Below are 16,412 nucleotides of genomic sequence, written 5' to 3'. Positions count from 1 at the left end.
AGATAACTCACTGTTTTTTTCGTTAAAAACATTCTTTATAAGAATCAGCAGCTTTTTGGTACTCTCCTAATTTGAAGTAAACATCTGCGACCTTTTTACATACATGATCACATGGCATAGATTGATTCACTAAAATTCTCTTTGCCTCGGTATAATTATACAACGCCACTTCTACATTAGATAATTTATCATTAATATCTCCTAATAGTTCAAATGCTTGTGCCTTATGCTTATTGTTATCATCCGGTTTGATAATGTCGTTACATAATGACGCAGCCTTTTCGTAATTCTCTTGTAGATAATATACTTTTGCAAGCTCTACTTGTGCGTTCATAATTTTAGATTCTTCAGCTTTAACGTGTTTATAAATATTTATAGCTGTTCTTAAGTCAAGATCAGCTTGATAATAGTCTTTTTGATAAGAACATAAGATTCCTAAGTTAGTATAAGTACCAGCTTCATGGTATTTATCTTCACTTAACTTAAAGTATTTAAGAGCCCGTTCATAAGAGATTTTAGCCTCTTTATAACGCTTCAGCTCCATATTACAAACTCCTAGAGCCATAAAGATTTCTCCTGCTTTATAAAACGAACCTAGCTTATCGTTTAAATCTCTCGCTTCTTCTAAGAAATTAATTGCTGAATAAAATTCTCTTAACTTACCATGAACAATCCCTAAGTTAACTAAAATAGAGATTCTTATCATTTCACTAATTTGATCATAAATCATGATACGATAGGCTTTATTTAAGATATGAAGGGCCTTTTCATTATCCTGAACCTGACTGTGACTATGACCTAGGGAATCCAGTGAACGTAACATTTCGTTTGTATGGTTTCCTATTTCTAGTTGATAAAAACTTTTTTCAAAGAAAGTAATCGCGTGATTATAGTCCTTTTTATACTCGTAATATTTTCCATGTATCCACGTTAAAATCCCTTTATCATACTCATTTAGGTCCTCACGGGACAAATACTCTTTTTTCTGAACAAATGCCTCCACTTTATCAAATGAGTTAGCATTGACTTGGTTTTCGGCTGTTTTTATTTCTTTTTTCACTTGAGATAAAAGTAAGTCTTTATTTTCAACGGTTTTAAAAAAATCATCGACCGTACAATCTAGTTTTTCGCTTAATTTTTCTAATACATCAAATGAAGGATGGACAAGTCCTTTTTCAATTTGACTTAGATAGCTTCTAGTAATGATGCCCTCTGATAAATGTTGCTGCGTTAACTTGGATTCTTTTCTTAATTCTTTTATGCGCTGACCTAACATAAAAAATACCCCAATCTTTTCGTTATTTTCCTATCTCTATTATTAACGTTTTTGAACAAAATGCAAACAGTTTGTTAAATGTTCAAAATGTGTTGACAATGACTTCCACATCTATTACTATTTACTTATGAATTAACATTTGTAACAAAACTTATAACAAATTAAAAATGTTAACTAATGTTAAGTGTTAAAAAAGGAGGAACATACAATTAAAATTTGAAGAGTAGTAGTTAACAAGTATTAGCCTTACATAATTATGACGACAGCTGGTCATGTTCACTTTAAATAGTTTGAATATTATAAAAATGGAGAGGGCGATGAAAATAAAATATAAGATTTGGTTGATGAAGGCTACAATAGCAGCAGCTACTATTATTATTGATGTCAGACCCAGTGTGGCCACGCGTCTAAGCGAATTAAATACTTATTAGGAAAAAATCAAAGAACGGAGGAAATAAAATGAAGATACGATATAAAGCTTGGTTAATGTACGCTACGATGGCAGCAGCCGTTATTATCATGATGACAGATCCAGTTTGGCCATAAAAGAAATTAGGAGGGTTCATTAATGAATGTTTTACTGGTTTCAAATTTTGAAGGTGGCTTTCAGCCAAATACCATTGCCACAGCAGCAACTCCATTAATCAAAGCTGGCTTTAACGTTTCAATTTTAGATACTTACGTCGAAGGAATAGTTGAAGATAAATTTTTAGATAAAGATCTAATCGCTATTTCTGTTCCATTATTCGATGCAGTGCACGCTGGAATTGAGATTGCAAAGCGTGCGGCAAATCTTAATCCAGAAGCTCACATCACTTTTTTTGGACAACATGCAACAATTAACGCTAATCGTTTAGCTGGAAAGTATAGTAACTCCTGTATTTGCGGGGAATGGGAACATCCATTAACACTATTAGCTAAACATCTTTCAGGTGAGGTACAGGAGAACATCCCAGGATTATTAAGCGCAGAACAAGCTATAAAAGGGGAATCAATTCATCCTTATATGGCACGTGATCATCTAGATATACCTTCAAGAGACTTACTACCACCATTGTATAAATATCCTCAAAAACAAATTAATCATATTTTAGGCTCAGAAGAAGTTGTAGGCTCCACTGAAATCGCTAGGGGCTGTCATCATAAATGCTTATACTGTTCAGTATTTGCAGCATACGATGGAAAAGTTATTTTAGTTCCAGAAGATATTGTATTAGAAGATATTCGAAATCTGGTAGCAGGAGGAATGACTCACCTTACATTTATTGATGCGGATTTCTTTAATGCAAAATACCATGGAATTAAAATCTTACGTAAACTTCATGATGAATTTCCGAACTTAACATATGATTTCACTACCCGAGTAGATCACATCCTAGAAAATAAAGAAACCCTTTTAGAAATGAAAGAATTAGGCGTCAAATTTATAACATCAGCATTAGAATTTCCTTCTGAAGAAGTACTTGATGCAGTTGCTAAGAATACTACCGTTCCAGACATTGAGGAAGCGATTGCCTACTTAAGAGAAATTGATATCAAATTGAATCCAACGTTTATCATGTTTAACCCATGGACTAAATTTGAAGATCTTACGAAATTCAGAACTTTTGTAGAGGATAACCAACTAGGGAATATAGTAGATCCAATTCAATATGAAACAAGACTATATTTGTATAAAGGCTCTCCATTATTACATAAAGAGTCTATTAAAGCCTTGGATTTAGAAGAACATGAATTCCACTATGATTGGAAGCATCCAGATCCTAAACTGGACGAGCTTTATTCTGAAATGTTAACGCCAGCTGAAGAGGGCATCTTTAAGCGATGCTGCTTGAAATGTTAAGGAGGAATAACTAGTGGCTGAGAAATCTATGGTAGCAGCTTCTGTTGGACAAACGCATGTCTTGCTAAAGATAGATCCTTACGCAGAAATAAAGAAGAAACTGATAGCAGAGTTTATTGGAACCTATTTTCTTGTTTTTGCAGGGACAGGAGCAATTGTCGTCGACTCCCTTACAAAGAGTCTAACTCATGTTGGAGTAGCCATCACATTTGGTTTGGTTGTATTGGCTTTAATTTATTCATTTGGACATATCTCAGGAGCTCATTTTAATCCAGCAGTCACACTCGCTTTTCTACTTCTTGGTGAAATCAATAAAAGAGAAGCTACACTATACCTTTTTACTCAATTAATCGCAGCATCAGCCTCAAGCATCACTTTATTATATATGTTTGGGGACGTAGCGAACTTGGGATCTACTCTACCTAGTGGTTCTTGGACTCAAAGTTTCGTTTTAGAGTTTGTTTTGACATTTGTACTAATGATGGTGATTTTAACATCAGCTGTACATGGTAAAGCAGTCAAAGCATTTGCTGGCATGGCAATAGGAGCAACTGTAGCTCTAGAAGCAATGTTTGGTGGTCCAATTAGTGGAGCTTCAATGAATCCTGCTCGATCATTTGGACCTGCAATCGTATCAGGGTCGGTTAGTGCGCTATGGATTTACCTAATAGCAACTGTATTAGGTGCCATTAGTGCTGCCTTCATTTATAAAATACTTCATGAAGAAGAGTAAATAATCAGGGGGAATGAAAATGAAAACTGCAAAATTAGTGTTACTTGGAGGATTTTTAGGAGCTGGTAAGACAACTACAATGATTAATTCTGCTTTAAAACTTGAGGAGCAAGGTTATCGTGTTGCTATTGTAACAAATGACCAAGGGAAAGAGTTGATTGATACTGAACTAGCTCGTAAAAACGGCTTAGATACAAAAGAAGTAACAGGCGGATGTTTCTGCTGTCAATTTGAAGATCTATACGAGAATTTAACTGGATTATTAGAAGAAAAACAACCAGATGTCATTATTGCAGAAGCTGTAGGAAGTTGTACAGATTTAGCTGCTACTGTAATTCAACCACTAAAACAGTATTATTCAGAACAGTTTAAGACTGCACCTCTAACGATTGTTGTTGATCCAGCTAGATTGATGCATGAGTTAAATGCTACGGATGAAACAAGACCTTCTTTTTCACAATCAATAAGTTATATTTTTGAGAAACAATTAGCTGAAGCAGATATCATTACGCTCAACAAATTAGATCGTTACTCTTCTGAAGAAATTGAAAAACTATATAACTATTTACAACAACGCTATCCACAAACTGTGATCCAAACCATCTCTGCAGAAAGAGGAGATCACCTTGATCTATTAACTGAAACCTGGTTAACAACAGATTTAGGCGGAGATAAGGTTCTTGATATCGATTACGAACGATATGCGGAAGGAGAAGCACAATTAGCTTGGATGAACATATTAGGTGATTTAAGTTCTGATCAAGATGTAGATCCACGTCAATGGGCTACAAACTTCTTAGATAGATTAAATGCTCATTTTGCAAGAGAAAAAATGGCTATTGCTCATTTAAAAGTTCATGTAGGACTTGAAAATGGATATGTGAAAGCAAGTATGGTTCATACAGGTGATGAACCAACGTTTACTGAAGAAAATGTACACGATGCAAAACAACTACGAGTGGTATTAAATATCCGTATTGAAGCATCCCCAGCAATCTTAAATTTAGTTGTAGCAGATGCCATCGGTGCGCTTAATCAAGAGTTTGGTACGAAATGGACTGAGACATATAATGAGTGCTTTAGCCCGTTACCACCAAAGCCTGTTCATCGCTTATACGAAGTATTGTAAGGAGAGGATATAAATGAAAACAAGTGACTTAATTGAAATCTTTCCAAGTATATCAGGTGCTCAATGTTGTGAACTAGAATCAGGTGAGGATACTGACTGCTGCGAAGATAGTCAAAATTTTTATGAAGAAAGCCTTGAGTTAAAAGAGCAATTAAAGGAGTACTTTGATAAATCGGTAAATGTGCATCTTTATAACTACGATATTTCAATGGATCGAGTAATGGCTCAGAAAAAGCTCAGCGAATTAATTAAACAAAGAGGATTTCAGCATATAAGCGAGGATACAATCCTTAAGTATGTAACACCAGCTGTAGTTGTAAACGGGAACTTAGTAAGCTTTGCAACAAAACCTCACTTAGAACTAGTAGTAAAAGAATTTAGTTAATAGTAAGGAGCCAGTATATTGGCTCCTTATTTAAAATAAGATCTATATAAATAAAACATTGGCTTCCTAAATAAAGAGATAAGCTTCCTAAAAGCTAAGAAATTATATCAGGGTGAAAGGGTGTGAAAATAGAGATGCAAAATCAAAAGATAAGTATTGATATAGCAGTTCAAACAGGTTTAAGAAAGAAATTAAATATTGGGACTAACCCTTTAACAGGTTTAATCATCGCCATTTTAACTACAACTTTCTTTGTGATAACTAATATTGTACCATCAGAATCTTTTATAACCTTTATGGGGTTATGTGTTGTTGCTTGGTTAGCAGCAGAAAATGGAGGAAACGATGTTTCTAAAGGTGTATCCTCATTAGTAGCTTCTGGCTACGCTAGTGCGTTAACAGCTATAATATATGGCGTTGTCATGACTGTAATTGGAGGAGTATGCTCCTTCTTTCTTGCTTCTAAACTAGTTGGTTTATTTACTGCCGGTTTAATGAATTCAGAATATCAACTCACGGGTATCATGGCTTTGGCTATGGCACTAGGGGCAACTCTTTGGGTAGCACTTGCCACTAAATTTTCATTACCTGTTTCTACAACACATGCTATTATCGGAGCAGTTATCTTAGTTGCATGTATCTCACAAGGTGTATCTAGTGTATTGTGGGGGAATCTTGGAAGTAAATTTGTTTTACCTTTACTTCTTAGTCCAGTATTAGGCTTATGTATAGCTTGGTTCCTTAATTTATTTGTAGATGAAATTAAAATCAATCCCCAAGTAGGAATAGGGATTGCATGGATCTCTAGTGGTTTAATTTGTTTCGTTCGATCGGTCAATGATACACCAAAAATTGTAGCAATTGCTTTACTAGTCTCTGTATTAAATGGTTCCTCGGAACAAAGCAGTACCTTACCATTTTCATTCTTCATTTTAGTTACTGTAGCGATGAGCCTAGGGAGCTTAATTAAAGGGCTGCCAGTAACAGAACTATTAGCAAAAAAAGTGACTAAATTAGATGAAAATAGCTCCTTGTCAGCAGTGCTCACTACCACCTCTTTAGTTATGGCCTCGAGTCAATTTGGATTACCGGCTTCTACGACCCACGTAAGTACTTCTTCTATTATTGGAGCTGGATTAAAAAATGGACGAGAAGCATTGAATTTTGGAGTTATTAGAGAGATTATTCTATCCTGGGTTGTTACTTTACCGGGTGCCGGAATTATTGCAATGATTTTCTACTATATTCTAAAATTAATCCTTTAACAGCTGTTATATCTTTATACGATTTTCTAAATATAAGAATATGTAGATTTTTATAAAAAAGCCTGCCTCAGTTAGGGACTGATCCCTGTTTTTGAGACAGGGATCAAAACACCTTTTAAACAGCCAATTGCCGATAGTTTATCGGTGATTGGTTGTTTAGTTTCGTTTGAATACGAATATTGTTATAATAATGAATGTATTCTATGACAGTGCGTGCGGTCGTGGTTCGATCAATGCTGTTAAGATAGAACGTTTCAGACTTTAGTGAGGAATGAAACGATTCGATGGAGGCATTATCAGCGGGCGTCCCTTTGCGGGACATGCTCATGGTAATGCCTTTTGTTTTAACAGCTTTCTGATACTCGTAAGATGTATACACAGATCCTTGGTCACTATATAACACGCAGTTCTCAGGCAGTGTTGGCAGTTGATCAAGTGTGTGTAAGACAAAGTCTGTGTCCTGCTTATTTTGATCAATACAACGGGGTCAATGCTTGGACGTCCTTTTGAAGAATAAAGAGGGGCAACTTGATCATAAATAAACGAAAATTCATGGCTTCTTCCATCTTCCTAACCAAATGATTTTCAGGGACAAGTTCACTTAAGGCAAAGACTTCGAGCTGTTCACGCTGATCTTTTGAATGCTTGGACAACATGGTAAAACCTCCAAAATCTAGATTCATTCATATTTTAACAAAAAAGCGTGTCGATGAAGCCACTTTTTGTGACTTTGTCGACACGCTGAAAGGCTCTCTTTTCAAGAGGCCTTTTTTATAATATTAATCCTCAATATTTTCGATTACCTGTCTAACCATTTCATGTATTTGGTCAAACTGCCATTCTATATCACCTATTACTAAATGTAACTGTAGTAATTCAGAAGTTAGTTTTTCTTTATCTTCAATTTGACTTAAGTTAGCTAAAACTTTATTCAATCTTTCATCTATATGCGGAAGTTCTTTAATATTTTCCTCTTCTTCTAAAAGTTCTTCTGTTGAAATTAATGTACTATTATATTTTTCATTTAATTCTTTTAAAGCACTAAAAATTTTATCAATATTTTTCATCTATCATAACCGCCTATTTTAATTTTCTTCCAATAGCATTCTTAGTCTTAACTTCGTTCAATGTTCCATCCAAATTCAACACTACTCTTAAATTTCCTCTTTTATCGAAAACTTCTAAATGATCCTTGTGCAAATTATCTAAATAAAATCTATCTCCTTTTTTCAGATATGGATTATCCAATTTTTTATTAACTTCATAGATTGATTGGCCTTAATTAATGGCAATATATGTAAGTAGGTCGAGTATTCGACAGCCAGATCGAGGCCTTCATAAAGAAAGCAGACTAAGGATGTGCTGAAGTATGCGTCTGGCATTTAATTGTTTAGGGCGGATGCAAGTAAAGAACGGATTAGTGAAATTTTTTGGTGCGACCTAGACCGTTTCTCGGAGAGCTATCAGTGATGACAAAAAGTGATTTTCATAAATGTTTTTCTATTTCAATGAAAAGAAACCTTTAAATGAATACAGAAAGCCGGAATATGAGATCCGGCTTCTTCTCCATTATTTTCCCTTTGCTTTCTTCCGCTTCTCCTTCTCCGCCCGGTAAAACTCATGAAACATCTTCATCAGCGCCCGCTTTTCGATCCGCGACACATAGCTGCGCGAAATACCAAGCTCTTTGGCAATCTCCCGTTGCGTTTTTTCCTTCTTCAAATCAAGCCCAAACCGCCCGACAATCACTTCCTTCTCACGATCATCTAAAATGTCGATGTATTGCTTCACTTTTTCAAGCTCCATATTGAGCTGGATCGTATCAATCACGTCTTCATTTTCTGATTTTAAAACGTCGATTAGGCTTATTTCATTCCCTTCTTTATCCTGCCCGATTGGATCATGAAGGGAGACGTCTTTTTTTGTTTTTTTCAATGCGCGCAAATGCATGAGGATCTCGTTCTCAATACACCGCGCGGCATACGTCGCCAGCTTTGTCCCTTTTCCGGCGGAATAGCTTTCAATCCCTTTGATCAGCCCGATTGTTCCGATGGAGATTAAGTCCTCTGCATCCTCACCTGTATTTTCGAATTTTTTCACAATATGGGCGACCAAGCGAAGATTATGCTCTATCAGCATGTTCCTGGCATGTTCATCCCCTTTAGCCATAAGTTCTAAGTATTTTTTTTCCTCGCTGCTTGAGAGCGGTTGTGGAAAGGCATTGTTTTTCACGTAAGATACTAAAAAGACAAGCTCTTTAACAACAAAGCCGAGCGCTGCGAAAACACCTGTCACCATCGTCACCTCCACAAAAGTATGTAGGCAAAAGCCTATATGTAAATGTATGTGGGCATAAGGCTGTCTGTGTCTGTACAGGGAAATTTCTCGCAGGGGGGCTTGGCTTTTGTGAGCAATATACGAATTTCAAATTTTAAAAATAATTTTTATCAGACTCCCATACATGGAAATGTACAAAAAATGTGTATGGGGGGATGGGAATGAAAAAGTGGATGGCAGGCCTGTTTCTTGCTGCAGCAGTGCTTCTTTGTTTTATGGTTCCGCAGCAGATCCAAGGCGCTTCTATGTACGACAAAGTGTTGACTTTTCCGCTGTCTCGTTATCCGGAAACAGGGGATCATAATAGAGATGCGATTGCAGAGGGACATTCTGATATTTGCACCATCGACAAGGGTGGAGCGGACAAAAGACGGCAGGAGTCATTAAAAGGAATTCCGACGAAGCCGGGCTAAGACCGGGATGAGTGGCTGATGGCGGTTTGTGAGGAGGGCGGCGCGGGGGCAGATGTCCGATATGTGACGCCTTCTGATAATCGCGGGGCCGGCTCATGGGTAGGGAATCAAATGAGCGGTTATCCTGACGGCACCAGAGTGCTGTTTATTGTGCAGTAATAAAGGAATAGAGGCTCTTTCCTGAGCCTCTGTTGTTATGAACCTTCGCGATGCTGAAGGTTCGGAGGATTGGTTCCTGCTTTTCGCCAATACTGGCGTGTGCCTTCGTCTCGAACAACGATGCCCAGCTGTGCAAGTTCAAGCCGGAATTCTTCCACATCGTCTGTTTCTTCGTCTTTCAGTGCTTGGTGACGAGCCTTCAATATAGCATGGGCGCCTGGCGAAAGGTCTGGTGCATCAGGTATCCACCGGCGAAATTGATCTTTGAACGGATCACCATCTGCTGACCATTCGTAATGATGCTGTCTAAAGGCCTTCTCGACGTTTTGTGGTTTTTCATCAATTTCTTCCCGCACCAATTCATACCCGGCTGTTCCTAGGAGGACAAGCTGTTTTTGATCGATAAACACAAGAGCGATGTCGTTGGAATCAATCGTTTGCACTTTCTTTCCCTTGGTTAATTCCACTGTGTCATCTGTAATCTTGACAGACAGCAGCATGGCAATAACAGAATAAGCGAACCAAATCCCTGCAGACGCGCCAAGGAACGCAATAATGAATGCAGCTGGTGATCCCTGAAAAGAGGTGACCAGACGGAGAGGTCCCTCGAAAGGGATCCATGGGAGTGACAATGCCCATTTTGCAAACTGCGGGACAAAATACCCGATCGCAAAGCCGATGATTGCAAGTGCAACGTATAACAAGTAAACAGCGGTTTTCGTAACTCCTATAAGAGTGTATGGCCGATTATACAATATGTCACCTTCTTTTTCTGAGGGAAATCAAAATCTCCTTCCTATATTTTATCTTAAAAACTTGGTAAATCAAGGGAAAAAGAAACTCGGAAATGGACCTGCAACAGCTGGAAACAATAGCGCCCGGGTAAAACATGGACTTGAGTTGGCAGTCGTCTCGGCTCGGATGGCGCAGCTGAAAGTCAAACCGCTTAAGCTGTTTTGGAAAAAGAAAAGCTAATGCTTAAGAACATATAAACAAGGTGCAACAGTAAACCCTTTTTGACTTCATTTGTGTTTATGCGTATCACAATTCAGTTCACTGGGAACATAAAAAGTAAAGGCTTTTTAGACAACCAGGAGGAATTGACATGAAAATCGGATTAATCGGGCTGGGAAAAATGGGCATCAACATAGGAAAACAATTGATTGACCGCAAACATCAAGCGGTTGGGTATGATGTAAATCAATCGGCTGTTGATGAATTGAAAGCCTATGGGGCTGAAGGGACAACGAATCTAAACGAGTTGATTTCTTCATTAGATACGCCGCGTATACTATGGGTTATGGTGCCGCATGGCGTTGTCGATGCTGTTTTGCGTGATGTGACAACTTTATTAAGCCAAGGCGATATCATCATTGAAGCCGGAAATTCTCATTATAAAGAATCGATTCGCCGTTACAATCAACTGAAAGAAGCGGGTATCCATTATCTCGACGCCGGAACGTCAGGCGGAATGGAAGGCGCACGCCACGGAGCCTGTTTTATGGTGGGAGGCGACCCAGAAGCATGGGAGGCTGCTGAGCCGCTGTTTCGGGATGCTGCCGTTGAAAATGGCTATCTTTACGCTGGTGAAGCGGGCAGCGGACATTTTCTGAAAATGATTCATAATGGCATTGAGTACGGAATGATGGCTGCGATCGGTGAAGGATTCGAAGTGCTTGAAAACAGCCAATTTGATTTTGACTATGAAAAGGTCGCCAGGGTGTGGAATCATGGCTCTGTCATTCGATCTTGGCTTATGGGGCTGACTGAGCGGGCTTTCTCTAAAGATGCGAAGCTGGATCAGATCAAAGGTATCATGCATTCCTCAGGTGAAGGAAAATGGACGGTGGAAACAGCGCTTGATCTGCAAACAGCAACGCCGGTAATCGCCATGTCGCTATTGATGAGATACCGTTCTTTAACAGACGATACGTTTACAGGAAAGGTTGTCGCGGCGCTTCGAAATGAATTCGGAGGCCATGCGACAGAAAAAAAGTAGGGGGCGCACACGCCTCCTTATTTTTTTTGCACGTTCAGCAGGTGAGGAAACTTTTTATAAACGATCAGCATGATGATGAGAATGTAGGCTCCGTAAATGCTGAAAGACAGCAATTTATTGCTCGCGAAATTGGCACCTGCAATGGTAACAACGACAATATTCGGGATTTTTCCTATGAGAGACGCGAAGAAAAAAACATGCCAGCGAACCTGACTCAGCCCGCATATCACGTTCATAACAAGGGAAGGAATAACCGGGATGAGCCTTCCTAATAAAACAGCGGCAAAAGCATTCTTGTTGAAAGAAGCCTCGTAGCTTTGGATGGCAGGATAGGCCTGAACTTTTTTTCTGGCCCAATCTCTAAGGCTGTACCTGGCGAGAAAAAACAGCATGATTGTACCAAGCATGGAGCCGCTCAGTGTAATCCAGATTCCATTTGCCATTCCGAACACAGCTCCATTTAAAGCGGCTACCAAAGCAAACGGCACAATAGGGAAAAAGACATCGGCAGCAATCAGCAGCATACTGAATAAAACAGAAAACATCCCTCCTGCTTTGATCGCATCAAGCCAAGCCTCTTTCTGAAAAAAACCGACTGCAATGACCGTCAAAATGACGATGATACCCAGTATCTTTTTTAACATGTATGTGTCACTCCCAACTACGGTGATGTCAGGAGCTGAAATCTCCGTCATCTAGAGTTAGTATAACTGGTGTCATGTCAGCGGTCCAATTGAAATTGATATCCGGGTTGGAAACCCATTCTTTTCTATCTTGTAAAATAGGCTGTCCATCTCTCTGTTTTCTCCATTCTTTATATAGTAGGGAGGGATAGAAATGACTAGGCTAAAAAAGGATTATTCCGGCATATCCTGCTTACATTACGGTTTACGTGAAAAAACCAAGCATATCTGTCAGCTGGCATTTTACAGGTGAAGATTCAGTCATTTATCTGCATTTTCCGATAGATGAAAACGGCTGGCATGCTGGTGAAGGCACAAATGGAACAGGGAACCGCTCACATTAATCGGAATTGAAATTTGCGAAAATGCTGACGGCGATTTTGAGCAAACAACTGAAATGCCCAGTGAATGATCAGAAAACGAATGAAAGAAATCAATATTCCGCTGAACCATGTCGTTCCCTACAAAAATGGTCCGGGAAAGAATGTCCGCGCAAACTCTTGGATGTCGGGAGTTCTTTTTAAGATGGAATTACTTCCGCCGATACGCCCCAACAGACATCTCCATCATATCCGCTGCTGTCGGGGATGATAAAACTTACTTCACCTTTCTATTCTATCCTGACAAGGGCGCCAAAAATAACGGAGTTGACGGACCGAAAACCGCAAATGCCGTCAAGCGTTTTCAGCTGATGAACGGATTAACTGCGGACGGCATCTATGGACCCCAAACAAAGGCCAAGCTTAAATCGAAGGTAAAGTGAATGCAGGGGTAAGGGATAACCTGTTTCCAAGGAGGATTCAGGTTATATTTTTTCTGTGTGATTTGGTGTTTTTTCGAGTGAGAAGAAGGGAATTTTTAAAAGAATCATCGGCCGTGCCTCAATGAAAATAGAATGATTTTTACTGAGGGGGACACGTTAACAGTAAGAAAAATACAGGAAGAACGAGAAACTCTTCGTTGAACGAGGGGGAACAGAGGTATAACATAGTGGTGAGGCTTGTGGGGGTGTAAAGATGAAGCATTTTTTTATCCTTTTCCTTCTGCTGTTCGTTACAGCTGGATGCGAGGGGGAGGGATACGAAGACGTTGTAGCATTTGGTGACAGTAATACGCGAGGCTCTAATTGGGACTATCGCGATTATCCAAAAGCACAGCAGTGGGTCAATATGTTAAAAACGGCTGAACGCGGAAAGCTTGATATACGCAACGCGGGAATTGGCGGACAGACGACTGAGGATGCCCGTCTGCGGTTTCAGGCAGATGTGCTGGATCAAAAACCGAAGTATGTGTTCATTATGTTCGGCACAAATGACGCCGCGATACTGACTGAGGGAAAACCGAGGGTATCGAAGCTGCGTTTTAGAGAAAATCTGGTTTATTTTATTGAAGAAAGCAGAGAGCACGGGATCAAGCCAATCCTAATGACATGTATCCCAATTATTGAAGGGAACGGAAAGCACCATTTGTTTTACTATTCGAGATATAAAGCAGCTGTATTTGAACCGAAAGGCGGGGCGAGAAAATGGCACAACTCATACAACGATATAACAAGGGATGTGTCGAAGCGCATGGATGTCCCTCTTGTAGACAATTGGAAGCATTTTGTAGAAGCAGACGGCGGAAAAGCAACGGATGAAGCGCTTATCCAATCGGGCCTGATAGATCCTTCAGGCAATCATATGACACCTAAAGGAGCAAGGATTGTATATGAAGGAATACAAGATGGGCAGGTTTTGAAGTACTGAGCCGGACAACGGCCTAAGCCGTTTTATTTCTCCTACATAGGCTGTTATAAATCTTATGTAAGGAGGCGCTTCAATGTATGGCGCAGGCAGGGCATATGGATATGCTTTTATCGTTGTTTTAGTTGTTGTTCTTCTGGTTGTGGGCGGCATATATTGGTTAGCATAGCTACCGTCCCTTGAAAACACCTCTTTTTAGGGGTGTTTTTTGATGAAAACAGTAGTAAAGCCCGCAACCGAAGTGATATAATATCAGTCATCTGAGTAAAAAAAGGAAATACGCCCGGAAAAAATAGACAAGTTCCTATTAAGAAGATACGGAAATAATATGTCCGAGCGATCTTCTTTTTATTTCGTTTTCAATTAACTCAATAAAGTCACGGTTTAAATTCATTTCAGTGGCTTTGAAATAAGATTCTATTAGTAATTCATCAGACAGTTTTCTCATGCTTGGAACCCAATTAATGGGAGAGTCACCTCCTTAAAAGTTGGAATCATTCATGAATGTAACGCATATATTGATACGTTGCGCATATCTGAGGCTGAAGTTACCTTTAATCTACCATGAAATGCATATAAGAACAATCGTTCTGTTATCCACACCAAAAAGTGGATAACTTGTGAGTATCGTGTTTATAATTTGTCTAAAGAGTGATGTAATAAGAGTGGATAGTGTGTGTAATTTTATCCACACCTGGTGAAGAAACCCAATTTTTGTCGAAATTTTTTTGCTCAGTTTTTCTTTCGGCACAAGTTCGATTTTTTTCGACAATCATTTTAAAGAGAAAAGGAAAGGGTGCAGGTTTTGTTAAAAAAGTTTTTTTTACCTGACGAGTTTGTAAAAAATATTTTTCATATTACACCTGAGAAATTAAAAGAACGAAATGTAAAAGGAATCATTACTGACCTGGATAATACGCTTGTTGAGTGGGACAGGCCGAACGCGACGCCGCGTTTGATCGAGTGGTTTGAAGAAATGAAGGAGCACGGCATTAAAGTGACGATTGTCTCTAATAATAATGAAAGAAGAGTAAAACTTTTTTCAGAACCGCTTGGAATTCCATTCATCTATAAAGCGAGAAAACCGATGGGCAAAGCCTTTAACAGAGCGGTGCGCAATATGGAACTGAAAAAAGAAGACTGCGTGGTCATTGGAGACCAGCTTTTGACCGATGTGCTCGGGGGAAACCGTAACGGCTACCATACGATTTTGGTCGTGCCTGTTGCTTCCTCTGACGGGTTCATTACGCGCTTTAACCGCCAGGTTGAACGCAGAATACTGAGTGCTCTCAAACGAAAAGGGCATATTCAGTGGGAGGAGTAAGAAATGGATAAGGTTGTTTGTATCGGCTGCGGAGTAACAATCCAAACCGAGGACAAATCAGGTCTGGGATACGCGCCGCCGGCATCGCTTACGAAAGAAAATGTCATTTGCCAGCGCTGCTTCAGACTGAAAAATTATAATGAAATACAAGATGTTTCCTTAACGGATGATGATTTCTTAAACATTCTTCACGGTATAGGGGAAACGGATTCTCTCGTTGTTAAAATTGTTGATATTTTTGATTTTAACGGCAGCTGGATCAATGGGCTGCAGCGCTTGGTAGGGGGGAACCCTGTCTTATTGGTCGGCAATAAAGCCGATATTTTGCCCAAGTCATTGAAAAGAGAGCGTCTGATCCAGTGGATGAAGCGTGAAGCGAAAGAGCTTGGCTTAAAACCGGTTGACGTATTTTTAGTCAGTGCGGGACGCGGCCAGGGGATCAGAGAAGTCATTGATGCGATTGAGCACTATCGCAACGATAAAGACGTTTATGTTGTCGGGTGTACCAATGTAGGAAAGTCAACCTTTATTAACCGGATTATTAAAGAAGTATCAGGTGAAGAAGATATTATTACGACTTCCCAATTTCCGGGTACAACCCTTGATGCGATTGAAATCCCGCTGGACGACGGCTCAGCGCTTTATGATACACCGGGAATTATCAACCATCACCAAATGGCGCATTATGTCAATAAAAAGGACTTGAAAATACTATCTCCTAAAAAGGAGCTGAAGCCTCGCACATTCCAGCTTAACGATCAGCAAACACTGTATTTCGGCGGGCTTGCAAGGTTCGATTACGTGTCCGGAGAAAGGGCTCCTTTTATTTGCTATATGCCAAATGAGCTGATGATTCATAGAACAAAATTAGAAAATGCAGACGCGCTTTATGAAAAGCATGCTGGGGAATTGCTCACGCCTCCGGGAAAAGATGAAATGGGTGAGTTTCCGGAATTGGTCGCTCATACGTTTACGATAAAAGACAAAAAGACAGATATCGTGTTCTCTGGGTTAGGCTGGGTAACGGTGCATGACGCTGATAAAAAAGTAACTGCTTACGCGCCAAAAGGCGTGCACGTGTTTGTTCGGCGCTCATTAATTTAATGAAAAGGGGAGAGGAG

General features: G+C 39.4%; 15 protein-coding genes and 4 pseudogenes. 11 read left to right on the top strand and 8 right to left on the bottom strand.

The genetic code is table 11. The features are described 5' to 3' along the window. Positions 1-22: 22 nt before the first annotated feature. Positions 23-1,276 carry a tetratricopeptide repeat protein gene (locus M1D98_RS12550; RefSeq protein ID WP_435576507.1) on the bottom strand — a complete coding sequence of 418 codons (1,254 nt, stop codon included), beginning with the start codon at positions 1,274-1,276 and terminating at the stop codon, positions 23-25. Positions 1,277-1,844: 568 nt separating this feature from the next. Between M1D98_RS12550 and arsL the strand changes: the two genes are divergently transcribed. The 5 genes from arsL (at position 1,845) to M1D98_RS12525 (ending at position 6,631) form a co-directional block, all read left to right on the top strand. Then, positions 1,845-3,119, top strand: coding sequence for an arsinothricin biosynthesis radical SAM protein ArsL (gene arsL / locus M1D98_RS12545; protein ID WP_435576508.1), 1,275 nt, complete (start codon positions 1,845-1,847; stop codon positions 3,117-3,119). Positions 3,120-3,132: 13 nt separating this feature from the next. Beyond that, the gene (locus M1D98_RS12540) at positions 3,133-3,852 is read left to right on the top strand and encodes an aquaporin (protein ID WP_435576509.1); all 720 of its coding nucleotides are present in this window, start codon (positions 3,133-3,135) and stop codon (positions 3,850-3,852) included. Between the two features lie 19 nt (positions 3,853-3,871). Next, entirely contained in the window at positions 3,872-4,981 is a 1,110-nt protein-coding gene (locus M1D98_RS12535) for a GTP-binding protein (RefSeq protein ID WP_456279622.1), read from the top strand. Between the two features lie 13 nt (positions 4,982-4,994). Then, positions 4,995-5,366: an ArsD-related vicinal cysteine protein VcpD gene (gene vcpD / locus M1D98_RS12530; protein ID WP_435576511.1), complete on the top strand. Its 372-nt coding sequence runs from the start codon at positions 4,995-4,997 to the stop codon at positions 5,364-5,366. Positions 5,367-5,488: 122 nt separating this feature from the next. After that, positions 5,489-6,631, top strand: a complete 1,143-nt coding sequence (locus M1D98_RS12525) for an anion permease (protein WP_456279621.1) — start codon at positions 5,489-5,491, stop codon at positions 6,629-6,631. A gap of 115 nt (positions 6,632-6,746) precedes the next feature. On the opposite strand, the pseudogene M1D98_RS12520 reads toward M1D98_RS12525, so the two are convergent. From M1D98_RS12520 to sigK, 4 genes and pseudogenes are all read right to left on the bottom strand, one after another. After that, positions 6,747-7,097, bottom strand: a pseudogene (locus tag M1D98_RS12520) (transposase); the annotation flags it as partial. Continuing rightward, positions 7,079-7,287: pseudogene (locus tag M1D98_RS12515) on the bottom strand (IS5/IS1182 family transposase); the annotation flags it as partial. The pseudogenes M1D98_RS12515 and M1D98_RS12520, both read right to left, overlap by 19 nt. Positions 7,288-7,410: 123 nt before the next feature. Then, the gene (locus tag M1D98_RS12510) at positions 7,411-7,698 is read right to left on the bottom strand and encodes a hypothetical protein (RefSeq protein WP_435576514.1); all 288 of its coding nucleotides are present in this window, start codon (positions 7,696-7,698) and stop codon (positions 7,411-7,413) included. Between the two features lie 502 nt (positions 7,699-8,200). Continuing rightward, the gene (gene sigK, locus M1D98_RS12505) at positions 8,201-8,929 is read right to left on the bottom strand and encodes an RNA polymerase sporulation sigma factor SigK (RefSeq protein WP_013308023.1); all 729 of its coding nucleotides are present in this window, start codon (positions 8,927-8,929) and stop codon (positions 8,201-8,203) included. 200 nt (positions 8,930-9,129) lie between these two features. On the opposite strand from sigK, the pseudogene M1D98_RS12500 reads away from it, so the two are divergent. Continuing rightward, a pseudogene (locus tag M1D98_RS12500) lies at positions 9,130-9,540 on the top strand (sporulation protein). 35 nt (positions 9,541-9,575) lie between these two features. On the opposite strand, the gene M1D98_RS12495 reads toward M1D98_RS12500, so the two are convergent. Continuing rightward, entirely contained in the window at positions 9,576-10,295 is a 720-nt protein-coding gene (locus tag M1D98_RS12495; protein WP_456279620.1) for a YqeB family protein, read from the bottom strand. A 350-nt stretch (positions 10,296-10,645) separates the two neighbouring features. Between M1D98_RS12495 and gnd the strand changes: the two genes are divergently transcribed. Next, positions 10,646-11,539, top strand: coding sequence for a phosphogluconate dehydrogenase (NAD(+)-dependent, decarboxylating) (gnd, locus tag M1D98_RS12490; RefSeq protein ID WP_435576516.1), 894 nt, complete (start codon positions 10,646-10,648; stop codon positions 11,537-11,539). 17 nt (positions 11,540-11,556) lie between these two features. On the opposite strand, the gene M1D98_RS12485 is transcribed toward gnd, so the two are convergent. Next, complete coding sequence (locus tag M1D98_RS12485; RefSeq protein WP_010330736.1) at positions 11,557-12,183, bottom strand: TVP38/TMEM64 family protein; 627 nt, start codon at positions 12,181-12,183, stop codon at positions 11,557-11,559. 212 nt (positions 12,184-12,395) lie between these two features. Between M1D98_RS12485 and M1D98_RS12480 the strand changes: the two are divergent. Both M1D98_RS12480 and M1D98_RS12475 read left to right on the top strand, forming a co-directional pair. Next, positions 12,396-12,985 (top strand): annotated as a pseudogene (locus tag M1D98_RS12480) (peptidoglycan recognition protein family protein). A gap of 253 nt (positions 12,986-13,238) precedes the next feature. After that, on the top strand, positions 13,239-13,970 hold the full coding sequence (locus M1D98_RS12475) for an SGNH/GDSL hydrolase family protein (protein WP_010330735.1): 732 nt from the start codon (positions 13,239-13,241) through the stop codon (positions 13,968-13,970). Between the two features lie 304 nt (positions 13,971-14,274). Here M1D98_RS12475 and sda read toward each other — a convergent pair whose 3' ends face one another. Then, entirely contained in the window at positions 14,275-14,415 is a 141-nt protein-coding gene (sda, locus tag M1D98_RS12470; RefSeq protein WP_003226124.1) for a sporulation histidine kinase inhibitor Sda, read from the bottom strand. A gap of 357 nt (positions 14,416-14,772) precedes the next feature. On the opposite strand from sda, the gene M1D98_RS12465 reads away from it, so the two are divergent. After that, positions 14,773-15,291 carry a YqeG family HAD IIIA-type phosphatase gene (locus M1D98_RS12465; protein WP_003226126.1) on the top strand — a complete coding sequence of 173 codons (519 nt, stop codon included), beginning with the start codon at positions 14,773-14,775 and terminating at the stop codon, positions 15,289-15,291. A 3-nt stretch (positions 15,292-15,294) separates the two neighbouring features. After that, entirely contained in the window at positions 15,295-16,395 is a 1,101-nt protein-coding gene (gene yqeH / locus M1D98_RS12460) for a ribosome biogenesis GTPase YqeH (protein ID WP_010330734.1), read from the top strand. Positions 16,396-16,412: the final 17 nt, after the last annotated feature.

This window comes from Bacillus sp. K7 (assembly GCF_053903245.1).
This window is presented reverse-complemented; position numbering and strand designations above follow the sequence as displayed.